This window comes from Streptomyces pyxinicus (assembly GCF_024753135.1).
Classification (GTDB): domain Bacteria; phylum Actinomycetota; class Actinomycetes; order Streptomycetales; family Streptomycetaceae; genus Streptomyces; species Streptomyces pyxinicus.
Map to the genome: position 1 here is coordinate 1 of NZ_JANUGP010000025.1, position 22,643 is coordinate 22,643.

Consider the following 22,643-nt stretch of genomic DNA (forward strand, 5'->3'; position numbering starts at 1 on the left):
GGGCGGTCCGGCGTTCCCGGCTAAGGTTCTCACCCGCTCCCCGCCCCCTCCCGCGCTTTCCCCCATCGGTCCCCCTGAGCGGCCCCCGTGCCGGCGTCCCGCCCGCCGCTCCCGGGCGGTGACCGGCGGGCGCCCTTCGCCGCCGTACCGGCTATCCGCTCTCGCGACCCAGGACCCGGCGGGCCGCCTCGGCCTCCGCCGCCGGCGGGGACAGCTCGTCCAGGGTGTCCAGCTCGTCGTCCGCCGCCAGCTCCCGCTCCCAGGCCGCCGCGAGCCGCTCCTGCTCCTGGCGTGGCCTGCCACCGACGGTGTCCCGGTGCTCCGGGTCCAGGGCCGCCAGGAATCGTCCGACCGGGTTCGTCGACATACCGTCCTCCTCGCCGGGAAGGTGCTCCTCACTCCAGAGTCTCAGGGTCTACCGCTCCCGGCCGTCCGGTGCGGCGTCCAGGCCCGTGCAGGCCAGCTCCCCGCCCACCTCGGCACAGGCCTCCACCCCCCGGGGCGAGGCCACCGAGAGCATCGGGCTGCTGTCACCGGTGGTGTCGCCGGCCGGATAGCTCGCCGAGAGCACGTCCTGGCCCGCCCGCACGGACACCTCCCGGCGTCCGGGGGCGCGCGTCCCCACCTCGGACCAGACTGTGCCGCAGGCCGGTGAGTAACGCAGCCGGACGGTGTAGGTCCGGTCGGCGACCGTGCTGCGGGTCTGCGCGTCGCGGGCGCACGCGGAGGCGGCGGGCAACTCGCCCTGACAGGACCGGCGGTGGCAGCGGGGCACCGCCGGCAGGTGCTGCGCGGCGGGGACGGCACCGGGGCGTGGGGACACGGCCAGCGCGGCGGCGAGGGCCGTGGCACCGCCGCCTAGCACCAGCGCCGACAGCGGGAGCCACGGGAGCCACCGGAGCCGGGTGCGCCGTCGGTCCCGGTCCGGCGGGGGTGGGGGCTGGGCTCCGTCGGCGTCCCACAGGGCCAGTACGGCCCCGGGTTCGGCGCCGGCCAGCCGGCACAGCGCCTCCACGGCGGACCGGGGCGGGCGCTGGGCCCCGGACAGATAGCGGTGCCAGGCGGACTTGCTGTACGGGGTGCGCGCCGCCAGCGCCGCGAGGCTCAGCCCCGTACGGCCCCGCAGTTCCCGCAGTTCGGCGGGCAGTTGTCCGTCCGGGGTGATCGACGCTCCGGGGTGGTGCATCCTGCGTTCCTCGACTCCCATTCCGCTATGGGCCATTTCGCCCCTGTTGCCGGAATGGCTTCCCGCTCCCGGGGCGCCTGGAACCCCCCGGGAGGCCCGAGGTGGGTGAGGTGAACGCACGCCCGAAGGCCCGTTCGGGGTCGCCGAACGGGCCTTCGGTGTCAGGGGATAGGACGGTGACGGAGCGTCAGCACCAGGGCAGGGCCCGGTTCGCGCGGACGTAGTGGGCGGAGACGTAACCCCGGTGGTGGGGGAGGCGGTACCAGACGTGGTTGCCGTACACCGCGGAGCCGCGGGTCCGGCAGGTGAGGCCCACCAGCCGGTGCGCGGAGCGGTACCCGACCACCCGGTAGCCGGTGCCCGGTCCCGAGCGGACGTTGAGCCGGGCGCCGCGCGTGACGACCCGGCCTAGGGCCGGGGTGCGGCGGGCCGGAGTGGCGAGCGCGGCGGTCCGGTACGGCGTGCCGAGGGCGGCGGTGCCGTAGACCGCGCGCGGCAGGGACAGGTGGCGCGCCCGGTGGTGGGTGCGGTGCGTGACGCGCCCGCGGTGGTGGTGGGCCCGGTGGTGGGTGTGGTGGTGCCGCACGGTGGCCGTGGCGGCGGGGCGTGCGGTCGCGGCGTTCGCCGGAGCGGCTCCGGCCGCCGTCGGCAGGATCGCGAGTACCGCGACCGCGGCCAGCAGGCCGCCCTTGAGAGTCCGTCGGATCATGGAAACCTCCGCCTGTCGTTCTCGTGACCACGAGTGGTGATCACGACACCCAGCGTTGCCGTGGCCGGCCCCCGCGATGCCGTCCCCGCGTCCCGGGGGACGGCCGGGACGTCCCCCGGGACGCCCGCGGCGGCCACCGGGCCGCCCACCTGGCCGTCCACGCGGCTGTGCCGTGCCGTCCCGCGGCTTGGAACACCGGCGGGGAACACTGGCGGGGAACGGCGACCCCCGTGCTTACCGTCGAGTAATATCCGGCGGCAGGTCACCAGAGGAGGAACCGTGCCCCGGTCCGAACGCTCACCCCTGCTGCTCGCCGGCCTGCTGGCCGCCGCCGGCGTCGTGCACTTCGCCGCCCCGCGGCAGTTCGACGCCACCATCCCCCGGCTGCTGCCGGGCTCGCCCCGGACGTGGACCCACGGCAGCGGGGTCGTGGAGCTGGCGCTGGCCGCCGGGATCGCCGCGCCCCGGACCCGCGCGCTCGCCGCGAAGGCGGCGGCGGCCTTCTTCGTCGGCGTGTTCCCGGCCAACGTGCAGATGGCCGTGGACTGGCGGCACCGGCCCGCGCCGCAGCGGACGGCCGCCCTGGCGCGGCTGCCCCTCCAGGTGCCGCTGGTGCTGTGGGCCCGCTCGGTCGCCCGGAGCGGGGAGGGCCGGCCGTGAAGGACTCCGTCGAGACCGGTGACCTGGTCGAGGACTTCGCGCTCCCCGACGAGACGGGCATCGAGCGCCGGCTGTCCGACCTGCTCGCCGACGGGCCGGTCGTGCTCTTCTTCTACCCCGCCGCCCTCAGCCCCGGCTGCACCGCCGAGGCCTGCCACTTCCGGGACCTGGCCGCCGAGTTCGCCGCGGCGGGCGCCCGCCCCGTGGGCGTCAGCGGGGACGGCGTCGACCGGCAGGCCGAGTTCGCCGGGAAGCACGCGCTCGGCATGCCGCTGCTCTCCGACCCCGACGGCACGGTCCGCGCGCGGTTCGGCGTCCGGCGCGGCTTCGCCCTCGCCCCCACCCGGCGCGCCACCTTCGTCATCGCCGAGGACCGCACGGTACTGGAGGTCGTCCGCAGCGAACTGCGCATGAACACCCACGCCGACCGGGCCCTCGCCGCCCTCCGCGCCCACCGGGGCGGATAGCGGCTGTGGCTCCCGCCCGCCGGGGCGGACAGCGGCCTTGCCGGGCCGGGGCCGGAACAGGGTGCTGCGGGCTCAGCCGGCCGGGCGCTCCCGTGCCACCTCGCGCGGCTTCTTGTCCGTGCGCAGTCCGAGGGACCGGGGATGGCGCAGCATGCCGTCCCGGGTCCACTCGGTGAACGCGATCTGCGCGACCAGCTCCGGCTCCACCCGCCGGCCCCGCGCCTCCCGTACCGCGCCGGTGAACGGCGAGCCGGTCCGGCGGGCGCCCTCCAGCCGCTCGCGCAGCGCGAGCAGGGTGCGCCGGTCGAAGCCGGTGCCGACCTTGCCCGCGTACCGCAGCCGGCCGTCCTCGTCGTGGCCGAGCGGCAGCGCACCCAGGCCGACCCGGCTGCCCGCCGGTTCGGTGAAGCCGCCGATCACGAACTCCTGCCCCTGCTCGCACTTGAGCTTCAGCCACTCCGGCGACCTGCGCGTGTGGTTCGGCCCGCTGGGCGATCAGCCCCGGCCACAGGCATCGGCCGGCAGCTCGGCGCCGCCCGCGTTGCGGTGCGGGGTCAGCCGCAGCGGCGCGCGGCAGGAGAGCGTCAGTTGCAGCGGCGTATGAGTCTCACCCGAGGTGACCGCCACTCCGGACGCCTCGATGTCCTTCGGCCGGGTCAGGCCCATACGCCGCCCGAGAAGGCGGCGACCTCGCCGTCCACCGTGAAGTCCGGGCACTCCTGGGCGGCGAGCGACGCCACGATCTCCCGACAGGCGGCATCCAGCCGCTGACCGGTGCGGGAGAGCAGCCGGACCGTCCCACCCTCGCGGACCGCCGGCAGCCGGACCCCGTCCAGCTTCCGTTCGAACAGCCGGCCGTCGTCGAACTCGCGCCGGTCGCTGAGGGTGGCGAGCATCGGGGAGGCGGCCACTTCGGCACCCGGCGGCGCCGGCCGCAGCAGCCGTCGCCGCTCCTCGGGCAGGGCGGTCACCGGCGCTCACTCCCGTCCGTCGGCCGCCGCCACCTGCGCGAGGGTGCGGCCGGTGCGCACCGAGCGGGCCCGCCGGGGATCGGGCGTGCCGTGCTCCCCGCCGCGTGCCGGGCCCTTGTGCACCAGCAGCCAGGCCTCCTCCTCGTCCGCGCCGCCGCGGAACCGGGTGAGGGCGTACTCGCCGTGCAGCTTCGTGCCGCGCAGCCGGAACGTGGCGTGCCCGCGCTCCAGCGACTCGGCGAAGTCCACGGCGCGGCCCCGCCGGTCGTGGCTCAGCGGCTCGTACGTGCCCCGGTCCCACACGATCACGGTGCCGCCGCCGTACTCGCCCTTCGGGATCACGCCCTCGAAGTTCTCGTAGTCCAGCGGATGGTCCTCCGTCGGCACCGCCAGCCGCTTGTCGCCGGGATCGCCGGACGGCCCCTTGGGAACCGACCAGGACTTCAGCACGTCGCCGACCTGGAGCCGGAAGTCGAAGTGCATCCGGCGGGCGTCGTGGATCTGCACCACGAACCGCGGCCCGGCACTCCCCTCACCGGCCGCGCCGCCCGACGGTTCCCGGGTCCGCTCGAAGTCGCGCTTGCCGCGGTACGTCCGCAGCCGGTCCTCCTCCGCTGCCACCTGCGGCTCCTTCCGTGCGTGCCTCTCGGGCGCCCCGGGTACCCCGCGCGGCGCCGGTCAGCCCGGGATCGCGTCCAGCTCAGAGGTGCCGTGCCCGGCCCGTACCGGGGGCAGGCGGGTGCGCGAGCCGGCCGGCAGGTGTCACGATCTTCCCGGAGCCGGTTCACCACGAGCATCGGAGCGCGTATGACGACGCACAGGGCCACCGAGAACGACACCCCGGAGGTCGAGGGCGTGGAGGTGAGACCGGTCGCCGGGCACATCGGGGCCGAGATCGAGGGTGTGGATCTCGCCGGACCGCTGGACGACGCCGTGGTGGCCCTGATCCGGGCGGCCGTGCTGCGCTGGAAGGTGGTGTTCTTCCGCGGCCAGCGCCTCGACCACACCGCGCACGTGGCCTTCGCCCGCCGCTTCGGCGAACCGGTCGTCCTGCGCCGCCGGGGCAGCGCCTCGCCGGACGGCTTCCCGGAGGTGGAGACCACCGCCGACCGGCTGGAACTGGGCGGCCGGTACGGCATGGAGCACGACGAGTGGCTGCGCCGGCGCCGGCACTCCCTGCTGCGCGGCTGGCACTGCGACCACGGCGCCCGGATCGACCCGCCGGCCGCGACCGTGCTGCGCGCCGAGACCGTCCCGCCCTACGGCGGTGACACCACCTGGGCCAACCTGGCCGCCGCCTACGCAGGTCTGTCGGCGCCGGTCCGGGCCTTCGTGGACGGGCTGCGTGCCGAGCACCGGCTCGGCGTCGGCTACCAGCCGCGCCCCGGCGACGACGCCTACCTGCGCCATCTGCTGGACCACCAGGTGGCGTCCGTGCACCCGTTGGTGCGGGTGCATCCCGAGACCGGGGAACGGGTGCTGTCCGTCAACGGCTACTACCTGGAGCAGATCGAGGACGTCTCCCGGCCGGAGAGCGCGGCCCTGCTGGAGATGCTGCTGGAGCAGGCGGTCCGCCCCGAGTACACGGTCCGCTTCCGCTGGGAGCCCGGCAGCGTCGCCTTCTGGGACAACCGCGCCACCATCCACCTCGCCCCGAGCGACAACGCCCACCTCGGCCACCCCCGGATCATGCACCGGGTGATGCTCGCCGGGGACGTGCCCGTCGGCGTGGACGGCCGGACGTCGCGGGCGCTGACCGGCACCGAGCCGGGCCGCTGGTGAGCCGTCAGCCCGCCGCCGCTGCCGGCCGCCGGCCCAGCGCGGGCCCGAGCCGCGTCGCCATGTCCGTCAGGATCTGCGCGTAGTCCTCGGGCCCGAAGGTGAACGGCAGCGCGAACGCCACCTCGTCCACCTCCCGGAACGCGGCGTGCGCGTGCAGCCGCTCGGCGATCTCCTCGGAGGTGCCGACCAGGTCCGGCGCGAACAGCAGCCGCGCCGGACCCTGCGGGGTGGTGGTGCGGGGCAGCCGCCGGGCCGCGTACTCCGCGTACCGGGCGCGCTGCTCGGGGCTCGCGGAGTCGGTCGGGATGACCACCAGGCCCTGGGAGACCCGGGCCGCCTCGCCGTCGGGGTGACGGGCGCGGAACTCCCTGATGTGGGACAGCTGGATCCGCGCGAAGTCCGGCGGCCCGTCCGACCCCTCGGCGTCCTGCTCCACCTTGACGACGCTGCTGGTCAGCAGGTTCATGCCGTGCTCGCCCGCCCAGCGCGCCGAGTTCAGGCTGCCGCCGCCGTACCACAGCCGGCGGCCGAGGCCGGGGGAGTGCGGCTGGACCACGTCCGAGAACACCTCGAAGCCCTCGACCCCGCTGAAGTCGCTGGCGGGCTTGCCACGCACCAGGTCGAGCAGCCGCCGCACCCGCTCGTACCCGAAGTCCTCCGCGTCGGCGGTGTCCGGGTACAGGGCGTCCTTGACCTGATCGAAGTGCGTCGGCGGCCCCACGCTGACACCCGGGTTCAGCCGGCCCCCGGACAGCAGGTCGACGGTCGCCAGGTCCTCCGCGAGGCGCAGCGGGTTCTCCCAGCCGAGCGGGGTCACCGCGGTGCCCAGTTCGATACGGCGGGTGCGCTGGGAGGCGGCGGCCAGCACGGCGACCGGGGACGAGATGCCGTACTGGAGGTGCCGGTGCCGCAGCCAGGCGCTGTCGAAGCCGAGCCGCTCGCCCAGTTCGATGATCTTCAGCGTGGACTCGTGGCCCCGCGCCGGGTCCGCCGCGTCGAACAGGCCGATCGTCAGGAAGCCCAGCTTGCGCAGCGGGCGGGGGGTGGACGGCACGGGCTCCTCCAGCGGTCGTACGGCGGCTCCCGGCCGATTCTCCCAGGGCAATGTGACAACCGTGTGATCACTTCAGCGGGATGACCACCTCGTCCTCCACCGGCGGCGCCAGCTCCTGCGCCCGGTTGCCGGTCGCCGCGAAGCAGCGCAGCCGGACCTCCTCCTCGCTCACGTCCAGACGCAGGAAGCACTTGAAGAACGGCGGGCTGTAGGTGGTGGAGGACGGCGAGAACAGCTGGGTGTAGACCTTGCGGACCGGCAGCCGGAACCGGGCGGCCCGCTCGGGGCGGCGGCCGGTGCCGAGCAGCGACGCCACCAGCCGGACCCGCCGGGTGACCCGGGCGTCGGCGCCCGGCTTGCGGGCCGGCTCGATCCCGAGACGCTCGGCGACCACGGCGGTCGCCTCGGCCTCGGTCAGTGTGAAGAAGCGGCGCAGCCGCAGCCGGTGGCCGTACAGGCGGCTGTAGAAGGCCAGCGAGTCGCCGCGCAGCGGGTAGCAGCGGAAGTCCCGCTCGGTGACGCCCCCGACGGACACCCGCGGGATGGTGTGGGTGGCGTGCGTGAACGCCCCGCCGCCGCCCGCGACCACGTACTGCACGGTGCGGCCCGCCACCTCGACCGGGTAGCGCTGGTAGTTGTGGATGTCGCCGCCGATCGCGGCCACGTAGTGGTGCGCCGGGTCCCGGACGACGTCGTCCACCGTGCCGCCGCCCTCGACCGGGCACGGGTGGTGCTCCCCGTCGACGTACAGCGGCGACCCGGTGATGAGGATCTTGGGCTTCGGCCCCCGGGACACCTCGCACAGCCACGCGCCCTGCTCGGCGTCGATCGTGCCGAGCAGCCCGGTGTCGATGCCGACGATCCGCACCGGACCGGCGTCGAGCGCCCAGTACGGCCCGGGCTGGACGGCCTGTTGGCCCGGCGCCGACCGCAACTCCCGTGCGGCGGCGAGCCGTTGCTCGTCCACCGGACCGGGCCGGTGCCACAGCAGGTCACGCCACCAGGCGCGGGCGAGCGGGCGGGGCCGGGGCCCCGACGGCGTGTCCTCCCGGCCCTCCGCCGTCTCGCCGCAGAAGACGCGCATGAAGGCGCCGAGGTCCTCGTACCAGTCGTGGTTGCCGGGTATCGCGTAGATCGGCGCCGGGTAGTCCCGGTACGGCCGGAAGAACTTGTCGCCGTAGTCGCCCGCGCTGCCCACCGGGTAGATGACGTCGCTCGCGATGACCGCGAACTCGGTGCCCCGGCCCTCCTTCAACAGGCCCGGCACCACGGCGTACTGGGAGGCGCCGCCCTCGCCCGTGTCCCCGACGACCAGGAAGGAGAACCGCTCGGGCACCTCCCGCCCGACCACCTTGTCGGCGGGCGCCCCGGCGGCCCGCCGGCGCGCGACCCACCGCCCCCGGGTACGGCCGGTGGGATCACCGAACCAGGACGCCAGCACGCCGTTGCGGGCGGCCCACAGGACCCGGGGATCCAGCCAGGACAGCCTCTCCACACGGGCCGGCAACAACCGCTGGTAGACGCCGGGTTCGGCCGCGCCCCAGCCGGCGCCCTGCGGGGTATCACGAGAGGATTCAGACACGCGGTGCACGGTAACAACGCACCCGCCGGACGCGGCGCACGGGTCCGGGTACGCCAACGCGACCGGTGAGCAGGGCGGTTGTCACCGGTATCGAGGTGGCCGTGCGCCGGTGACGGAGCCCGGTGTCACCCGGTGACCCGGGCGGCGAGCGCCTCCAGCAGGTGCCGCTGGTGCCGGTGGCCGACCGTCTCGTAGCCGACGACGGTGACGAAGGGCGCCAGCATGACCACGAGCAGGCAGACCGCGAGCGGGACATGTACCGCGGACAGCAGCACGGCCAGCGCGAGCACGGCGAGGGTGCCGGTGATCAGCAGCAGGTGGAACCGGTCGGCGCGGGACAGCAGCAGCGTGTGCAGCAGGTACACCACGAGCAGGAACAGGCCGACCGGCAGGGCCAGCGCGAGGACCACGGCGACGTCGCCGATCTCCGCGTGGTGCTCCAGCCTCAGGCCGGCCACGTGCAGCCCGGCCCCGGCGCCCGCGATCCCCATGAACACGGGGATGTGCCCGTAGCCGAACAGGTAGCCGCGCTCACGGCGGTGCACCAGCACCTCGCCGAAGGGCGTCGCGAAGTACACCCACCACATGCCGAAGGTCAGCCCGACACCGGCCACGACGACGGCGACCGCGTTTCCCGTCCAGTGCGTCCCGCCGGCCCCGCCCAGCAGGTCACCGGAGGAGGCGACGGTGCCGACCACCCCCTCGCCCAGGGTGATGATCGCGAACAGGCTGTACCGCTCGGCGACATGGTGCGGATGCCACGGGGTGCCGCCCGCACCGCCCTGACTGAGCACCGGCAGCAGCAGTTCCAGCACCCCGAGCAGCGCGAACGCGACGAACACCACCGGCAGCGGCAGCGCCACGAAACCGACGACGAGCCAGCCGGCCTGGGCGGTCGCGGTCCAGCGGATCTGCGCGCCGCCCACCTCACGGAACGCCGGCGACTCCCGGCACGCGCGCCGCCACTGCGCCAGCATCGCGATCCGCATGACGACGTACCCGATCACCATCGCCCGCAGTTCCAGGTGGCCGCCTTCCCGCACGGAGTGGAACATCGCGGGCAGCCCGAGGGCGAACACCACGACGCCGATCATCTGGAGCATCGTCAGGGCACGGTAGAGCCAGTCGTCGGTGTCGAAGGCCGACGCGAACCAGCTGAAGCTGATCCAGGCCACGCTGATCGCGAACATGGCCAGCACGAACGCCGTGACCGCGGCGCCGAAGCGGCCCTCCGCGATCAGCTCGGCGAAGTTCGCCGCGGCGGTGCCGACCGCCACCACGAACGTCAGGTCGAACAGCAGCTCCAGCGGTGTCGAGGCCCGCCCGGGCTGTCTCGGGTCGCGGCCCGTCATGGGCACTCTGCTGTGCGCCAGCCTGCCGCCGCGTGGTTCGGTTGCGCTCATGGGGAGGATCATGCCGCGTCCCCGGGCCGGCGCGCCCGCTTCGTCACTCGTACGCCCATTCGGAGTGCACGGCCCGGACCGGCGGCCCGACCGCCGGCGGCCCGGCCTGCCTTGGCCGAGGCGGCCTTCCGGCGCGTCTCACCGGCCCGTCTCCCGCCCGCCCCGGAGTGCGTGGGCGGTCGGCGCTCCCTACGGTCGGTGCCACGGACCAGCAGACCCCGGAGGCCGCCTGCTGTGGTCAACGGGCCCGTCCGATGCGGGAGGGCGCCCCGAGGCCGCCGGCCGACCAGTCAGGGAGACAGGCATGAGCCGAGCCAGGCGCAGGACCCGCGGCACCGCCCGCACCCAGGCGACCCCGAAGCAGGGCGCCGCCGTCTCCCCGCACTCCCCGCAGGACGGCCCCACCCGCCTCATGCCGGCCCACGATCAGACGCGGGCACGTACGGCCACGGAGACCGGGCACGACGAAGCACCGGCCGCGCCGGGGCGGGCCGGGGGGCGCCCGGAGCCCTCGCAGGGGGCCGGGGACGTCCCGGACGCGTCGGGGTCCGCTGCGGAGCGCGCGGCACTCGTGAAGGGGGCGCGGGAAGTTCCGCGTACGCCGGGGGCGGCCGAGGGAGTCCCGGTGCGCGCGAAGCGTGCCGACCCGCGGGCGTCCAGGCCGGCTGAGGAGCGCGCGGCGTCCGCGAACCGGACCGGTCCCGCGGCCGGTGCCCCCGTGCGGCCGGCGCCGGCGGTCCACCCCGCGCCCGCCGGACCGCGCACGATACGGCTGCGCATAGCCGAGGGCGACCCCTGGTCCGCGATGGTCATGAGCTTCCTGCTGCTGACCGGACTCGGGATCGTCGCCCTCTGCACCACGCTCGCCGTCTGCGTCATCCTCCAGTTCACCGCGCCGGACGTCCTGCCACCGCTGACCACCGTGCTGGCCGTCGGGGCCGCCGTGACCGCCCTGGAAGTGGTCCTCGGCACCTGCCTGGCGACGCTGTCCACCTTCCTCTACAACCTGTCGGCGCCCTACAGCGGGGGCGTCGAAGTGGCCCTGACCGACGACCTGTCCGAGCCGACCCCGGCCGCCGCCCGCGCCCTGCTGCGCCTCGTCCGGGCACGTGTCCGCGCCCGCCGCCGGCTGCGCGCGCACACCCCGCCCTGGGCCGTCGCCGCCGTACGACGCCTGTCCGCCGTACGACGCCTGTCCGCGGTCCGCGTCCCCTGGAGCGGCGGCACCCGGCCCGCGCCGGCCCGGCGCCCGGCCGACGCGCCGAACGGCCGGACCGGCGACGGCCTCGACACGACCCCGGAAGTCTCCGACACGGCGTGACCTGGGCCCGGGCCGCCCGGCCGGCGGGCCCGTCGACGCCGACGGCCTGAAGCCTTCGGCATCTGACGAGGCCGCCTGCCCCTAAGCCCTTCGGCATCTGACGAGGCCGCCCGCCCCTCCGTCACCGGCGCGGACAGAGCCCGTGCACCCGCCCGGGGCCCCTCGAAGACCCGGGCACGCTCCCCTCGACGCGTAGTCGGCCGGCCAGGACCGGAGCTTCCGCGTCCGCGCTCCCCTCCCCGCACCCGGCAAGGGACGCGCCCGCGTTCGCGCTCCTCAGCACGGCCCCGCCACTCCGAGCACCCCCTTGCCCGCAGCCGACCGCCTACGCCACCGCGTTCCACTTCGCGCCCGGCGTCGCACACCCCGTGCCCAAGTCCTCGCACGGGTACGGCGTTTCCGCAGGCTGTCGCCACAGTCGGCGCTCCGCGGGAACCCCGCATAGGGAAAACCCTCGAATGACCCTCACTCGCATGACATGAGCGAGTCAAAGCTGCGACTCTTCCCCCGCGCTCCCGCACAGCTCAGCTCAGCTCGCCCGGGCGGCGGACCCGTCCGCCCGGTCTGTCACCGGCCGCCGTCAGCGGTCGCAGCAGGAGGAGTACGGAGTGAGATCCCTTCCCCACAGACCCCTTCCCCACAGAGGTCACAAGCGGGCCACCGTCGGAGCCGCCCTGGTCTCCGCCGCGGCTTTCATCGCCGTCGGTGTGCAGGCGGTCCCCGCCACCGCCACGCCCGCCGCCTCCCACCCCGGCTCGCTGCGCTCCGGCGGCCTGGAGGCCAAGCTCTCCCCGGCCCAGCACCGGGCGCTGGTGAAGAGCGCCCAGGACAAGACCGCCACGACCGCCCGCACCCTCGGCCTCGGTGCCAAGGAGAAGCTGGTCGTCAAGGACGTCGTCAAGGACAACGACGGCACCGTGCACACGCGTTACGAGCGCACCTACGCCGGCCTCCCCGTCCTCGGCGGCGACCTCGTGGTGCACACCCCGCCCGCCTCCCTGGCCGCGGGAACCGTGAGCACCACCTTCAACGGCAAGCGCACCATCAAGGTCGCGAGCACCACCGCCGCCTTCACCAAGTCCGCCGCCGAGTCCAAGGCGCTCAAGGCCGCCAAGGCCCTCGACGCCGACAAGGCCACCACCGACAGCGCCCGCAAGGTGATCTGGGCCGGCGACGGCACCCCGAAGCTTGCCTGGGAGACCGTGATCGGCGGCTTCCAGGACGACGGCACGCCCAGCCAGCTGCACGTCATCACGGACGCCACCAGCGGCGCGGAGCTGTACCGCTACCAGGCGATCAAGAACGGCGTCGGCAACACCCAGTACAGCGGCCAGGTCTCGCTGACCACGACGCAGTCGGGCTCGAACTACACGCTCACCGACGGCGCACGCGGCGGCCACAAGACGTACAACCTCAACCACGGCACCTCCGGTACCGGCACCCTGTTCTCGCAGACGAGCGACACCTGGGGCAACGGCACCACCTCCAACGCCGCGACAGCCGGCGCCGACGCGCACTACGGCGCCGCGACCACCTGGGACTTCTACAAGAACACCTTCGGCCGCAGCGGCATCCGCAACGACGGCGTCGCCGCGTACTCCCGGACCCACTACGGCAACTCGTACGTGAACGCGTTCTGGGACGACAGCTGCTTCTGCATGACCTACGGCGACGGCTCCGGCAACAACGACCCGCTGACCTCGCTCGACGTCGCGGGCCACGAGATGAGTCACGGCGTCACCGCGGCCACCGCGAACCTGGAGTACTCGGGCGAGTCCGGCGGCCTCAACGAGGCGACCTCCGACATCTTCGGCACCGGCGTGGAGTTCTACGCCAACAACTCCACCGACGTCGGCGACTACCTCATCGGCGAGAAGATCGACATCAACGGCGACGGCACGCCGCTGCGTTACATGGACCAGCCGAGCAAGGACGGCGGGTCCAAGGACAGTTGGTACTCCGGGATCGGCAACCTGGACGTGCACTACTCGTCCGGTCCCGCGAACCACATGTTCTACCTGCTGTCCGAGGGCAGCGGCACCAAGGTCATCAACGGCGTGACCTACAACAGCCCGACCGCCGACGGTGTCGCGGTCACCGGCATCGGGCGGGACGCCGCGCTCCAGATCTGGTACAAGGCGCTGACGACGTACATGACGTCCAGCACCAACTACGCGGGCGCCCGCACCGCCGCCCTGAACGCCGCCGCCGCGCTGTACGGCACCAACTCCACGCAGTACGCGGGCGTCGGCAACGCCTTCGCCGGCATCGCCGTCGGCGGTCACATCAACCCGCCGAGCAGTGGCGTGACGGTCACCAACCCGGGCAGCCAGTCCGCGACCGTCGGCACCGCCGTGAGCCTCCAGATCCAGGCGAGCAGCACCAACAGCGGTTCGCTGACCTACAGCGCCACCGGACTGCCGGCCGGCCTGTCGATCAACAGCTCCACCGGTCTGATCACCGGCACGCCCACCACCGCGGGCAGTTCGAGCACCACCGTCACGGTGACCGACTCCACCGGCGCCACCGGCACCGCGACCTTCACCTGGACGGTCTCCGGCGGTGGCGGCGGGGGCTGCTCGGCGACCCAGCTGCTGGCCAACCCCGGCTTCGAGTCCGGCGGTTCCGGCTGGACCGCGACCAGCGGCGTGATCACCACCGACAGCGGCCAGGCGTCCCACGGCGGCTCCTACAAGGCCTGGCTGAACGGCTACGGCAGCACGCACACCGACACCCTGTCCCAGTCGGTGACGATCCCGGCCGGCTGCAAGGCGACCCTGACCTACTGGCTGCACATCGACAGCGCGGAGACCACCACCAGCACTCAGTACGACAAGCTGACGGTGACCGCCGGTTCGAAGACCCTGGCGACCTACTCGAACCTGAACAAGGCCTCCGGGTACAGCCAGAAGTCCTTCGACCTGTCCTCGCTGGCGGGCCAGACGGTCACGCTGAAGTTCAACGGCGTGGAGGACTCCTCGCTCCAGACCAGCTTCGTGGTGGACGACACCGCCCTCACCACCGGCTGAGCCACCGCACGACCGCGGTCCCGCACCCCGCTGTCCGGGGTACGGGACCGTGCCGTGCCGGGGCTCAGTTCAGCGGGTCCAGCGTCAGGGACGCCGCCTGCGGGTCGCCGTCGTGCACCAGCGACTCCTGGTCGCCGACGTCGTCGAAGGCGAACGCGTAGGCCTTGCCGTCGGCCATCCGCTCGTGGATGGCGCGCGCGTACTGGTTGGTCACCGCGTCCTGGTAGAAGTCGCCCGGCGTGGTGTCCGGCTGGTCGGAGTCGGTCAGCAGCGTCGAGCGGTTGTAACCGGCGCACAGCGTGCGGGAGATGGGTCCGCGCACCTGGTCGTTGGGGGCGTCCAGCAGGTTGTGGCAGCCGAAGACGCTGGAGGCGTCCGGCTTCCGGAAGCTGGTGACGACGGCACCGGAGGAGTCGGTGAAGTTCATGACGTCACCCGAGACCCGCCCGAAGTACTTGGTGTCCGGCTTGTCGGCGAACGGCGTCACGGTCAGCGTCGACGTCGTGTACTTCTGCCAGACCCGGTTCACGTAGTCGTCCATCGCGCCGGCCGGCAGCGCCCCGGTCTCCACGCCGTACAGCGGGGACAGCGCGCGCAGCACCGTACCGTCGGAGCGTGTCTGGATCAGACCGCCCCAGCCGCCGCCCTGGGCGCGCAGCGCGTCGAAGAAGCCCGTGTACCCGCCGGGCTTCAGGTGTCCGGTCTCCGCGGTGGTGCCGCCGCCCCCGCGCACGCCGACCGCGTACGGCGCCGAGAACATGTCGACCTGGGTGCTGTTGAGCCACAGCCCGGAGTCGTTGAGCGTGTACTCCGACCAGTTGAACAGGATGTCCCGGTTGGGGTCCGAGGCGTTCTGCACGGCCGGCTGCACCAGTCCACCGGTGGCCAGGCGGAAGTCGAGCTTGCTGCCGTAGGAGAAGTAGATGCGGCCGGAGAACTTCGGTATCCGGATCGTCGTGGTCTGCCCGGCGGCCGGACCGGGGATCGACGCGTCCGGCGCGGGCGCCGGGGGGTTCGCGCCCGCCGGCCAGGCGTGGAAGGTGCCGTCCGCGTCGGCCCAGCCCTGCTGTCCCGAGGAGAGCTGGGTGCCGAGGTCGTAGAGGTGGACGGGCTCGGAACGGCCCGAGTTGTTCGTGATCGTCAGGGTGATGGTGTCGGGTACGGCGGCATCCGCCCGGTCCGTCGCGCCGAACACGAGCACTCCGCCGACCAGGGCCACCGCGGCCGCCAGGGGCAGCGCGGGGCGCGTGAGCCTGTGAGGCACTCTCCACCTCCGTGTGGGGTCGGGGTCGTACGGACGGGTGGTCCGTACCTAGTGTGAGAGCGCTCTCAGGGTGGTGTGGGGATGCGTCCATGTCAATGATGTGGACGAGATCCGTCCGGCGCCCGCCGTGTGACGGACGCCGTGGACGGATGGCGGAGACCGAGCGGAAGACCCGGCTTGACCTGCTACGACGTCAGCAGACGTCAGAAGGTCCGCTCCAGCAGGGCCAGCAGCGCGCCCCAGTGCCGTTCGTCGGCCGCACGGTCGTACGCGGGGGTGTCCGCCTGCGTGTAACCGTGCTTGGCGCCCGGATAGACCTCGCAGGTGTGCCGCACCCCGGCGTCCGTCAGCGCCGCCTCGAAGCGGGCGATGTCCTCGGGGGTCAGCGAGGGGTCCTCGTCGGCGTGCCCGAAGTACAGCTCCGCGGTGACGCGCGGGGCCCCCAGGTGCGGACTGTCCGACTCGTCGGTCACCAGCCTGCCGCCGTGGAACCCGGCCCCCGCCGCGACCCGGTCCGGGTACGCCGCCGCCGTCCACAGCACGAGCCGGGCGCCCATACAGTAGCCGGTCAGCGCCACCGGCCCGGCGGCCGCCCGCGGACTGTCGGCCAGCCAGCGCAGGTAGGCGCCCGCGTCCCGCCGGACCAGGTCCGGAGTCAGCGCCGACATGACCGGGCCGAGCCGCTCCCAGATCGTCGGGTCGCCGCCCGGGTCGATGAACTCGGGCAGGTCGAGGAGCGGGGCGCGGCCGGACCGGTAGAAGACGTTCGGCACCAGCACCGTGTAGCCCGCGGCGGCGAGCCGGTCGGCCATCGACCTCAGCTGCGGACGCAGGCCGTAGGCGTCCTGGTAGAGCAGCACGGCCGGCCGGGGCCGTCCGTCGGCCGGGTGGACGAGGTAGGCGTCGGCGACGCCGTCCTCGGTGGGGATGTCGACTGCGGTTCCCTGGACGTCGGTCATGGTGAGCGGGCCCTTCCCTCGGCGGACGGGCGTCGGGCGGCGGATGCCTCCTCGACGCCGCGGCTGGGGCCATGCTGTCACGCAAGATCGCCCGCACCGCACCGGGCGGGCCGGTTCCGGCGGGCGCGCCCGCCGGAACCGGCCACGCGGGCCTACTCGAAGCGGCTGGGGTCCCCGGCGCCCCGCCGGACGATCTCCACCTCGCCGCCGGAGAAGTCCACGACGGTCGTCGGCTCGGTACCGCACTCGCCGCAGTCGACCACCGCGTCCAGCGCGTGGTCGAGCCGGTCCTTGATCTCCCAGCCCTGCGTCATCGGCTCCTCCTCGTCCGGCAGCAGCAGCGTGCTGGACAGCAGCGGCTCACCCAGTTCGGCCAGCAGTGCCTGGGCCACCACATGGTCCGGGATGCGCACGCCCACCGTCTTCTTCTTCGGGTGCCAGAGCTTGCGCGGCACCTCGCGGGTCGCCGGGAGGATGAAGGTGTAACTGCCTGGTGTGGCCGCCTTGATGGCCCGGAAGACGTCGTTGTCCACCTGGACGAACTGGCCGAGCTGGGCGAAGTCACGGCACATCAGCGTGAAGTGGTGCCGGTCGTCGAGCCGGCGGACGGACCGGATCCGGTCCATGCCGTCCCGGCTGCCCAGACGGCAGCCCAGCGCGTAGCAGGAGTCGGTCGGGTATGCGATGAGTGCCTCCGAGCGGACCGCGTCGGCGATCTGGGCGATGCTGCGCTGCTGCGGGTTCTCGGGGTGCACGTCGAAGTACTTCGCCATTCACCGAGCTTATGCTGTCCTTGCGCGACGCACGCGCGGGGCCCGCCGCCCGGAGACGGCCCGGCCCGCCGCCTCGTACGCGTCCCGTGCGAATCCGCTGGGTGTACGCCCCCGGATCCGGGGCAACCGACCTCTGAGCAACCCGGGGCCTGTCCCCCCGCCCCGGGTGCGGCAGTCTCCGCCGGCGGCCCATCCCCCCCAGGCCGCCGGCGGAGCCGTGTCCCGGCACAGGACCGGGACCGGGGCGCGTCGGGTAGCGTCCCGAGGCGTATGCCCGATCGATATGCGGACGAGGGGAAAGGCACGTGGCCGGCCGAACGGACGCGGGAGCGGCGCCCCGGGCGCACCGGGGCGGGGGCGAGGACTGGGAGCGGGAACTGCTCGGCCAGCTGCGGCCCGCGGGGCGCGACCTCGGCCGGCTCATCGCGTGGCTGGCCCGTGCCACCGGGGCCGCGGTCTGCCTCCAGGACGCGGACGGCGCGCTGCTCGCCGGGGAGCCGATGGCCCTGGACGCGGCCGTGGTCGCGGATCTCGTCGCCGGCCGGATCTCCGCCGCCGCCCTGGACGACGGCACCCGCCGACTGCGCCTGGCCGCGATCCGCGGCCCCCGGCCGGGCCCGAGTGCGGGAGCCGTCCTCGCCGTGGCCCGCACCGCACCCTTCGACCCGCACACCGCCGAGATCCTCGGCCACACCGCGGGCGTGCTGGAACTGCTGCTGCGGGAGCGGGAACTGACCGCCACCGGCCGCCGGCTGCGCCGGGTCACGGCCGATCTGCGGCTGGCCATCCTGCAACTGCTGATGGTGGAGGACACCGTCTCCGCCCGCCGGGTCGCCGCCGGGCTGTGGCCCGGGCTGCTGGAGGACGACACGGCCCGGGTGTACGTCGTGGAGTGCGCGAGCGCCGAGCGCGACCGGTTCGCCGACGCCTGTGTGGAGGCCACCGAGGGGCTCGCGCTCGTGGTGCGCTGCCCCGCCGTGGACCAGCACGTCATCGTGGTCGGCCCCGCTCGGGCGGTCGGGGAGCGGCTGCGCGCGCTCGTCGCGGGCCGGCCGGAGACCTTCCTCGGCGGCAGCCTCCGCCAGCGCCTCGCCCTGACCGCCACCGCCTACACGCAGGCCGTCACCGCGCTCGCCGTGGCCCGCTTCCACCCCGCCCGGTCCGCCGTCTACGCCGAACGCACCCGCCCGGAACGGCTCATGGACCCCGCCGCCCTGCGGGCCTGGTCGGCCGTCCTGCTGCGCCCGCTCGACGGTCTGCCGCACCAGGTGCGCGCCGAACTGCTCGCCACCACCCGGCTCGGCCTGGAGTTCACCGCCGTCAGCGCCGCCAAGGTGCTCGGCGTCAGCCGCAACACGGTCCGGGCCCGGATGGACCGGGTCGCCGTGCTCGTCGGCGCCGACCTCGCCTCGCCGGCCGTCCGCGCCGCGCTCCGTCTCGCGCTCAACACCGAGGCGGCGCACGGCCCGGCGGACCCGGACGGCCCCGGAGCCCCGCACCCGGTACGGCTCGCGGACCTGCTCGGCACCGGCGCGCTGCGCGCCTGGGCCGGGGAACTGCTGGCCCGGCTCGACGGGGACGGCCGCGACCTGCGCGGCACACTGCGCGCCTGGATCGCCGCCGACGCGAACGCCGAGCGTGCCGCGCTGGCCCGCGGGGTGCACGCCCAGACCGTACGGGAGCACGTGCGGGCCGCCGAACCCGTCCTGGAGCGCCGCCTGCTGACCGGCGGCAGCGATCTGTACGAGGTCGTCCTCGCCCAGCTGATCACGGGCGAACTCGCCATACCTCCGCTGGGCCCGGCGAACCCGGACCAACCGGACGCGGCCGTGCACGGGTGAGTGCCGTACCGGCCGCACCGGGCACCGCTGCGCTGGCCCGGGTCGGGATCCTTGCGTAGTTTCGGCAGTACGCGCGGGGCACGACCGGAACGGGGGACCGGTCGGGGCCCCGCGCTCTCCTTCTCCGGCTCCCGGATGCCTCAGCGCGCGGCCGGTTCGGCCGGCAGGTCGAACACGTGCCGGGGCGAGATGATCCGGGTGATCGCCTGCCCGAACAGGGTGCTGGGCTCCGTGCCGTCGTGCGCGGTGTCCGTGTTGAGCAGCACCACCAGGGTGGTGCGGGTGGCCGGCAGATAGACGGTGAGCGACTCGTAGCCGGGCAGTGAGCCGTTGTGGCCGATCCAGCCCTGGACGTCGAAGATGCCGAGCCCGTACCCGGCGCCCGGGATCGTGGTCGGCGGCGTGACGAGCCGCTGTCTCTGCGTGGCGGGGCTGATCATCCGCTTGCCGTCGGGCAGTTCGCCGGTGGCGACGGTGCGCGCCCAGATCCGCAGGTCGTCCAGGGTCGAGATCATCGCCCCGGCCGCCCAGCCCCAGGACGGGTTCCAGTCGGTGCTGTCGGCGCTCTTCCCGTTCGCCGTCTGGTCGGTGTAGCCCTGCGCGTGTGGACTGGGGAACTCGTTGCCCGTCGGGAAGAGGGTGTCCTTCATGCCGGCCGGGCCGAGGATGTGGTCGTGGACGTAGTCCGCGAGGCTCTGCCCGCTCAGCTTCTCCACCACGAGACCGAGCAGGATCAGGTTGGTGTTGGAGTAGAAGAAGGTGGCGCCCGGCGCGGACATCACCGGGTGCCGGAACGCGTAGCCGAGCAACTCCCGCGGCGTGAAGGACCGTTGCGGATCGGAGGTGAGGGCCTTGAAGAAGCCGTCGTCCTCGGAGTAGTTGAACAGCCCGCTGCGCATGCCGGCCAGGTCCCGCAGGGTGACGCGGTCGCCGTTCGGGACGCCGTCGACGTACCTGCCGATGGGATCGTTCAGGGCCGCCTTGCCCTGGTCCACCAGTTGCAGCAGGGCGGAGACGGTGAACGTCTTGGTCTCGGAGCCGATGCGCATGTACAGGTCGGGAGCCATCTTCCGGCCGTCCGCCTTGTCGGCGACGCCGAACGAGCGGACGTGACTGTTCTGGCCCGGTGTCCTGATGCCCACGGTGACGCCGGGCACGTTCGCCTCGCGCATCACCCGCCGGACCGAGGCGTCCACCTGCCGGGCCACCTCGGGGGTGAGGGCGCGCACGTCCGGCCCGGAGGGGGCGGGACCGGGCGTCTCGGCGGCGAACGCGGGCGGGACGGACGCGGTTTGGGCGGCGAGCGGTGTCAGCAGCGTCCCCGCCGCCAGCGTGGCCAGAACCCCCCGGCGCAGACGCCCGAATCGATGCGGCATGGCCTGACTCCCAGCGCGGGACGGGGCCCTGCGGTGCACGGGACGCCGGAGCCCGCTTCTTCGAGCATAGAAGCGTCCGCACTGCCCCGCCCGCCGGGCGGTACCCGCGGCGCGCGCCCCAACCGGTCGGTTTGTCCGACGGGTGGGACGCACCGTTCGGGCGGCGACCTCACCCGACCCGGTGAGCCCGGGGGAGCGGGGCGTACCGGCGGCGGTTCGCGCGCGTTGCCCCGGGCATGAACCGCTTGGACCCCGGCGACCGGACCGACCGGACCGACCGGACCGACCGGACGCGCGAGCCGATCTACGCCCGGCTCGTCGCGGAGTGGCGGGCACAGGGCCGCACGGTGCCCGCCGGGCCGGACCGCTTGGAGCTGACCCTCCCCGGCCGCCCCCGGCGGGCCCGCGCCGAAGCCGAGTGCCCCTGATCCGTCACGGCCCGCCCAGCGGTGCCAGCACCGCCAGCGTGCCGTTGGCCTGCCGCAACGCCAGCTCCAGGGTGCCGGGCGAGTGCAGGGTGCCGTTGCCGTCCGGCGGCACCAGCCACTCCAGGAATCCCGTGGCCCGGTACGGGGGCGGTACGGCGACCCAGGAGCCCCTGCCGGCATGACGCAGCCCGGCGCCGACCCAGCCCTCGGCCGGGTCGGGGGGCAGGAAGAATCCGACCCGGCCCGACGCCGTGTCCACCAGGGTCGGCCCCGGCACCGGCAGCGAGGGCCGCCACAGCAGGTCCAGCGTGAGCAGTCCCAGCCGCTCGGGCACGCTCAGCATGTCCCAGAAGCGGCCCGCCTCCAGCAGCGCGATGCCCTCCCCGTGATCCCACTCCCATTTGCAGGTGCGCGGGTCCGCCGCCGCCGCGGCCAGCCACTCCACGCCCCGCGTCCACATCCTGTTCGTCATGCACCGCTCCGGTGTCCTCGGGCGCCCGCACAGCGACCCGGCATATGCATGCTCGTAGATATTTCTACCTGGCGGAAGGGGTGGCGAGGCCTGGCGTTTCTGGTGGGGTGTTCGAACTCCGCGCGCTGGTTCGTCAGTTGGGACAGGGGGGATGCGTCACCCGTCCGGTGGGCTCAGGCGGCCGGCGGGTCCGGCGCCAGCACCAGCATGGTGGCGTCGTCCCGGACCTCGTAGCGCAGCCGCAGCAGGTCCGCCCACACGGCGCCGGGCAGCCGGGTGGTCGGCGCGCCGCCGAGCGCGGCCAGCCGCTCGGGCAGCGGGTAGAACACACCGGCCGCGTCCCGGGCCTCCCACACGCCGTCCGAGGCCAGGAACAGCCGGTCACCCGGCCCGAGCGGCACGGTGACCTCCTTCGGCGGACCGACCCCGGCCACCCCGATACCGAGCGGCGGCCCCGGCACGACGCTCACCTCCAGCGCCGCACCGGCGCGCAGCAGCACCGGCGCGGGATGCCCGCAGGCCACCACCCGCACCGAGCGCGCGTCGGCCGAGAACTCCAGCAGCATCCCGGTGGCGAACAGCTCCGCGTGCCGTACCGCCGCCGAGTCCACGCACAGCCGGCGGTCCATCCGCGCCGCCACCGCCGCCAGGTCCGCCTCGTCCAGCGCGGCCTCCCGGAACGCCCCCAGCAGCGACACCACCGTCGCCATCGCCGTGAGCCCGTGCCCCTGTACGTCCCCCATCACCGCCCGCACGCCGTACGGCCCCGCCCGCACGTCGAAGAAGTCGCCGCCCACCAGCGTCCCGTCCTGCGCGGCCCGGTAGAAGCCCGCGCACCCGACACCGCCGACCCGCTCGGGCAGCGGCGGCATGACGGCCCGCTGCACGGCCTCCCCGATGGCCCGTTCCGTGTCGAGCTGGGCGTCCCGGTGGCTGCGCACGAAGGAGACGAACACGCTCAGCGCGGCCACGAAGCCGATGGTCAGCAGATCGGTGTTGCCGGGGCGGTTCAGATGGGCGGAGGGGATGTTCAGCGCCACGACGACCGCCACGCCGAGGACGGCGGTCGCCAGCGGGCCGTAGGACAGGACCGCCAGCGGTGGGATCGCCCCGAGCAGGAAACCGAGATCGCTCGCGTGCGGAGTGATCAAGGACGCCGTGGTCACCCCGGCGAGCAGCAGCAAGGGCAGCACCCGCACCCACCGCGGCGGCGGCGCGCCCCGCAACCAGCCGCGATCCTCCGGGTGACCACGCGACGCCCGGTCGCGCACCGATCGCACAGCACCACGCTACGCCCGCGCCCCCGGCCCGGCCTCCCCTCCATAGGCGGGAGGGGGGCGCGGAAAAGCGCTGGACCGCCGCCGCG

23 protein-coding genes are annotated in these 22,643 nt (G+C 74.2%); 7 read left to right on the plus strand and 16 right to left on the minus strand.

The window, feature by feature from the left end; all coding sequences use genetic code 11:
- Positions 1–151 precede the first annotated feature (151 nt).
- The 3 genes from NX794_RS26750 to NX794_RS26760 form a co-directional block, all read right to left on the minus strand.
- Positions 152–367, minus strand: coding sequence for a hypothetical protein (locus NX794_RS26750; protein ID WP_258781590.1), 216 nt, complete (start codon positions 365–367; stop codon positions 152–154).
- Between the two features lie 48 nt (positions 368–415).
- Positions 416–1,186: an XRE family transcriptional regulator gene (locus NX794_RS26755; RefSeq protein ID WP_258781591.1), complete on the minus strand. Its 771-nt coding sequence runs from the start codon at positions 1,184–1,186 to the stop codon at positions 416–418.
- Positions 1,187–1,373: 187 nt separating this feature from the next.
- Positions 1,374–1,895 (minus strand): SH3 domain-containing protein, encoded by a 522-nt coding sequence (locus NX794_RS26760; RefSeq protein WP_258781592.1) that lies wholly within the window; start codon positions 1,893–1,895, stop codon positions 1,374–1,376.
- A 279-nt stretch (positions 1,896–2,174) separates the two neighbouring features.
- On the opposite strand from NX794_RS26760, the gene NX794_RS26765 reads away from it, so the two are divergent.
- Both NX794_RS26765 and NX794_RS26770 read left to right on the plus strand, forming a co-directional pair.
- Positions 2,175–2,555, plus strand: a complete 381-nt coding sequence (locus tag NX794_RS26765) for a DoxX family protein (RefSeq protein ID WP_258781593.1) — start codon at positions 2,175–2,177, stop codon at positions 2,553–2,555.
- A complete protein-coding gene (locus NX794_RS26770) occupies positions 2,552–3,022 on the plus strand; it encodes a peroxiredoxin (protein WP_258781594.1) in 471 nt (156 codons plus the stop codon). The genes NX794_RS26765 and NX794_RS26770 overlap by 4 nt, the downstream gene beginning before the upstream one ends.
- A gap of 72 nt (positions 3,023–3,094) precedes the next feature.
- On the opposite strand, the gene NX794_RS35940 is transcribed toward NX794_RS26770, so the two are convergent.
- The 4 genes from NX794_RS35940 to NX794_RS26780 all read right to left on the minus strand — a co-directional run bounded on the left by NX794_RS35940 (position 3,095) and on the right by NX794_RS26780 (position 4,614).
- Positions 3,095–3,442: an ATP dependent DNA ligase gene (locus tag NX794_RS35940; protein ID WP_309506026.1), complete on the minus strand. Its 348-nt coding sequence runs from the start codon at positions 3,440–3,442 to the stop codon at positions 3,095–3,097.
- Between the two features lie 75 nt (positions 3,443–3,517).
- On the minus strand, positions 3,518–3,688 hold the full coding sequence (locus NX794_RS35945) for a hypothetical protein (RefSeq protein WP_309506027.1): 171 nt from the start codon (positions 3,686–3,688) through the stop codon (positions 3,518–3,520).
- Positions 3,679–3,993 (minus strand): ATP-dependent DNA ligase, encoded by a 315-nt coding sequence (locus NX794_RS35950; RefSeq protein ID WP_309506028.1) that lies wholly within the window; start codon positions 3,991–3,993, stop codon positions 3,679–3,681. Before NX794_RS35950 ends, NX794_RS35945 begins: the two co-directional genes overlap by 10 nt.
- Positions 3,994–3,999: 6 nt before the next feature.
- The gene (locus NX794_RS26780; protein ID WP_258781596.1) at positions 4,000–4,614 is read right to left on the minus strand and encodes a DNA polymerase ligase N-terminal domain-containing protein; all 615 of its coding nucleotides are present in this window, start codon (positions 4,612–4,614) and stop codon (positions 4,000–4,002) included.
- Between the two features lie 186 nt (positions 4,615–4,800).
- Here NX794_RS26780 and NX794_RS26785 point away from each other — a divergent pair, with 186 nt between their 5' ends.
- On the plus strand, positions 4,801–5,775 hold the full coding sequence (locus NX794_RS26785; protein WP_258781598.1) for a TauD/TfdA dioxygenase family protein: 975 nt from the start codon (positions 4,801–4,803) through the stop codon (positions 5,773–5,775).
- Positions 5,776–5,779: 4 nt separating this feature from the next.
- On the opposite strand, the gene NX794_RS26790 is transcribed toward NX794_RS26785, so the two are convergent.
- The 3 genes from NX794_RS26790 to NX794_RS26800 all read right to left on the minus strand — a co-directional run bounded on the left by NX794_RS26790 (position 5,780) and on the right by NX794_RS26800 (position 9,814).
- Positions 5,780–6,829: an LLM class flavin-dependent oxidoreductase gene (locus NX794_RS26790; RefSeq protein WP_258781600.1), complete on the minus strand. Its 1,050-nt coding sequence runs from the start codon at positions 6,827–6,829 to the stop codon at positions 5,780–5,782.
- A 67-nt stretch (positions 6,830–6,896) separates the two neighbouring features.
- The gene (locus NX794_RS26795) at positions 6,897–8,411 is read right to left on the minus strand and encodes a metallophosphoesterase family protein (protein ID WP_258781601.1); all 1,515 of its coding nucleotides are present in this window, start codon (positions 8,409–8,411) and stop codon (positions 6,897–6,899) included.
- Between the two features lie 125 nt (positions 8,412–8,536).
- Positions 8,537–9,814, minus strand: a complete 1,278-nt coding sequence (locus tag NX794_RS26800) for a low temperature requirement protein A (RefSeq protein WP_258781602.1) — start codon at positions 9,812–9,814, stop codon at positions 8,537–8,539.
- A 304-nt stretch (positions 9,815–10,118) separates the two neighbouring features.
- Between NX794_RS26800 and NX794_RS26805 the strand changes: the two genes are divergently transcribed.
- Both NX794_RS26805 and NX794_RS26810 read left to right on the plus strand, forming a co-directional pair.
- Positions 10,119–11,135 (plus strand): DUF3566 domain-containing protein, encoded by a 1,017-nt coding sequence (locus NX794_RS26805; protein WP_258781603.1) that lies wholly within the window; start codon positions 10,119–10,121, stop codon positions 11,133–11,135.
- A 608-nt stretch (positions 11,136–11,743) separates the two neighbouring features.
- A complete protein-coding gene (locus NX794_RS26810) occupies positions 11,744–14,164 on the plus strand; it encodes a M4 family metallopeptidase (RefSeq protein WP_428985963.1) in 2,421 nt (806 codons plus the stop codon).
- Positions 14,165–14,228: 64 nt separating this feature from the next.
- Here the strand turns inward: NX794_RS26810 and NX794_RS26815 are convergent, their stop codons facing one another.
- From NX794_RS26815 to NX794_RS26825, 3 genes are all read right to left on the minus strand, one after another.
- Entirely contained in the window at positions 14,229–15,428 is a 1,200-nt protein-coding gene (locus NX794_RS26815; protein ID WP_258781604.1) for a beta-1,3-glucanase family protein, read from the minus strand.
- Between the two features lie 203 nt (positions 15,429–15,631).
- Positions 15,632–16,387, minus strand: a complete 756-nt coding sequence (locus NX794_RS26820) for a dienelactone hydrolase family protein (RefSeq protein WP_258781605.1) — start codon at positions 16,385–16,387, stop codon at positions 15,632–15,634.
- Between the two features lie 152 nt (positions 16,388–16,539).
- Positions 16,540–17,160, minus strand: coding sequence for an L-threonylcarbamoyladenylate synthase (locus NX794_RS26825; protein WP_258781606.1), 621 nt, complete (start codon positions 17,158–17,160; stop codon positions 16,540–16,542).
- Positions 17,161–17,465: 305 nt separating this feature from the next.
- On the opposite strand from NX794_RS26825, the gene NX794_RS26830 reads away from it, so the two are divergent.
- On the plus strand, positions 17,466–19,001 hold the full coding sequence (locus NX794_RS26830) for a helix-turn-helix domain-containing protein (protein WP_258781607.1): 1,536 nt from the start codon (positions 17,466–17,468) through the stop codon (positions 18,999–19,001).
- A gap of 140 nt (positions 19,002–19,141) precedes the next feature.
- Here the strand turns inward: NX794_RS26830 and NX794_RS26835 are convergent, their stop codons facing one another.
- Positions 19,142–20,377 (minus strand): serine hydrolase domain-containing protein, encoded by a 1,236-nt coding sequence (locus tag NX794_RS26835; protein ID WP_258781608.1) that lies wholly within the window; start codon positions 20,375–20,377, stop codon positions 19,142–19,144.
- Between the two features lie 236 nt (positions 20,378–20,613).
- Between NX794_RS26835 and NX794_RS26840 the strand changes: the two genes are divergently transcribed.
- The gene (locus tag NX794_RS26840) at positions 20,614–20,805 is read left to right on the plus strand and encodes a hypothetical protein (protein WP_258781609.1); all 192 of its coding nucleotides are present in this window, start codon (positions 20,614–20,616) and stop codon (positions 20,803–20,805) included.
- Between the two features lie 4 nt (positions 20,806–20,809).
- On the opposite strand, the gene NX794_RS26845 is transcribed toward NX794_RS26840, so the two are convergent.
- Both NX794_RS26845 and NX794_RS26850 read right to left on the minus strand, forming a co-directional pair.
- Positions 20,810–21,277 carry a hypothetical protein gene (locus tag NX794_RS26845; protein WP_258781610.1) on the minus strand — a complete coding sequence of 156 codons (468 nt, stop codon included), beginning with the start codon at positions 21,275–21,277 and terminating at the stop codon, positions 20,810–20,812.
- A gap of 173 nt (positions 21,278–21,450) precedes the next feature.
- Positions 21,451–22,557: a PP2C family protein-serine/threonine phosphatase gene (locus NX794_RS26850; RefSeq protein WP_258781612.1), complete on the minus strand. Its 1,107-nt coding sequence runs from the start codon at positions 22,555–22,557 to the stop codon at positions 21,451–21,453.
- Between the last annotated feature and the right edge of the window lie 86 nt (positions 22,558–22,643).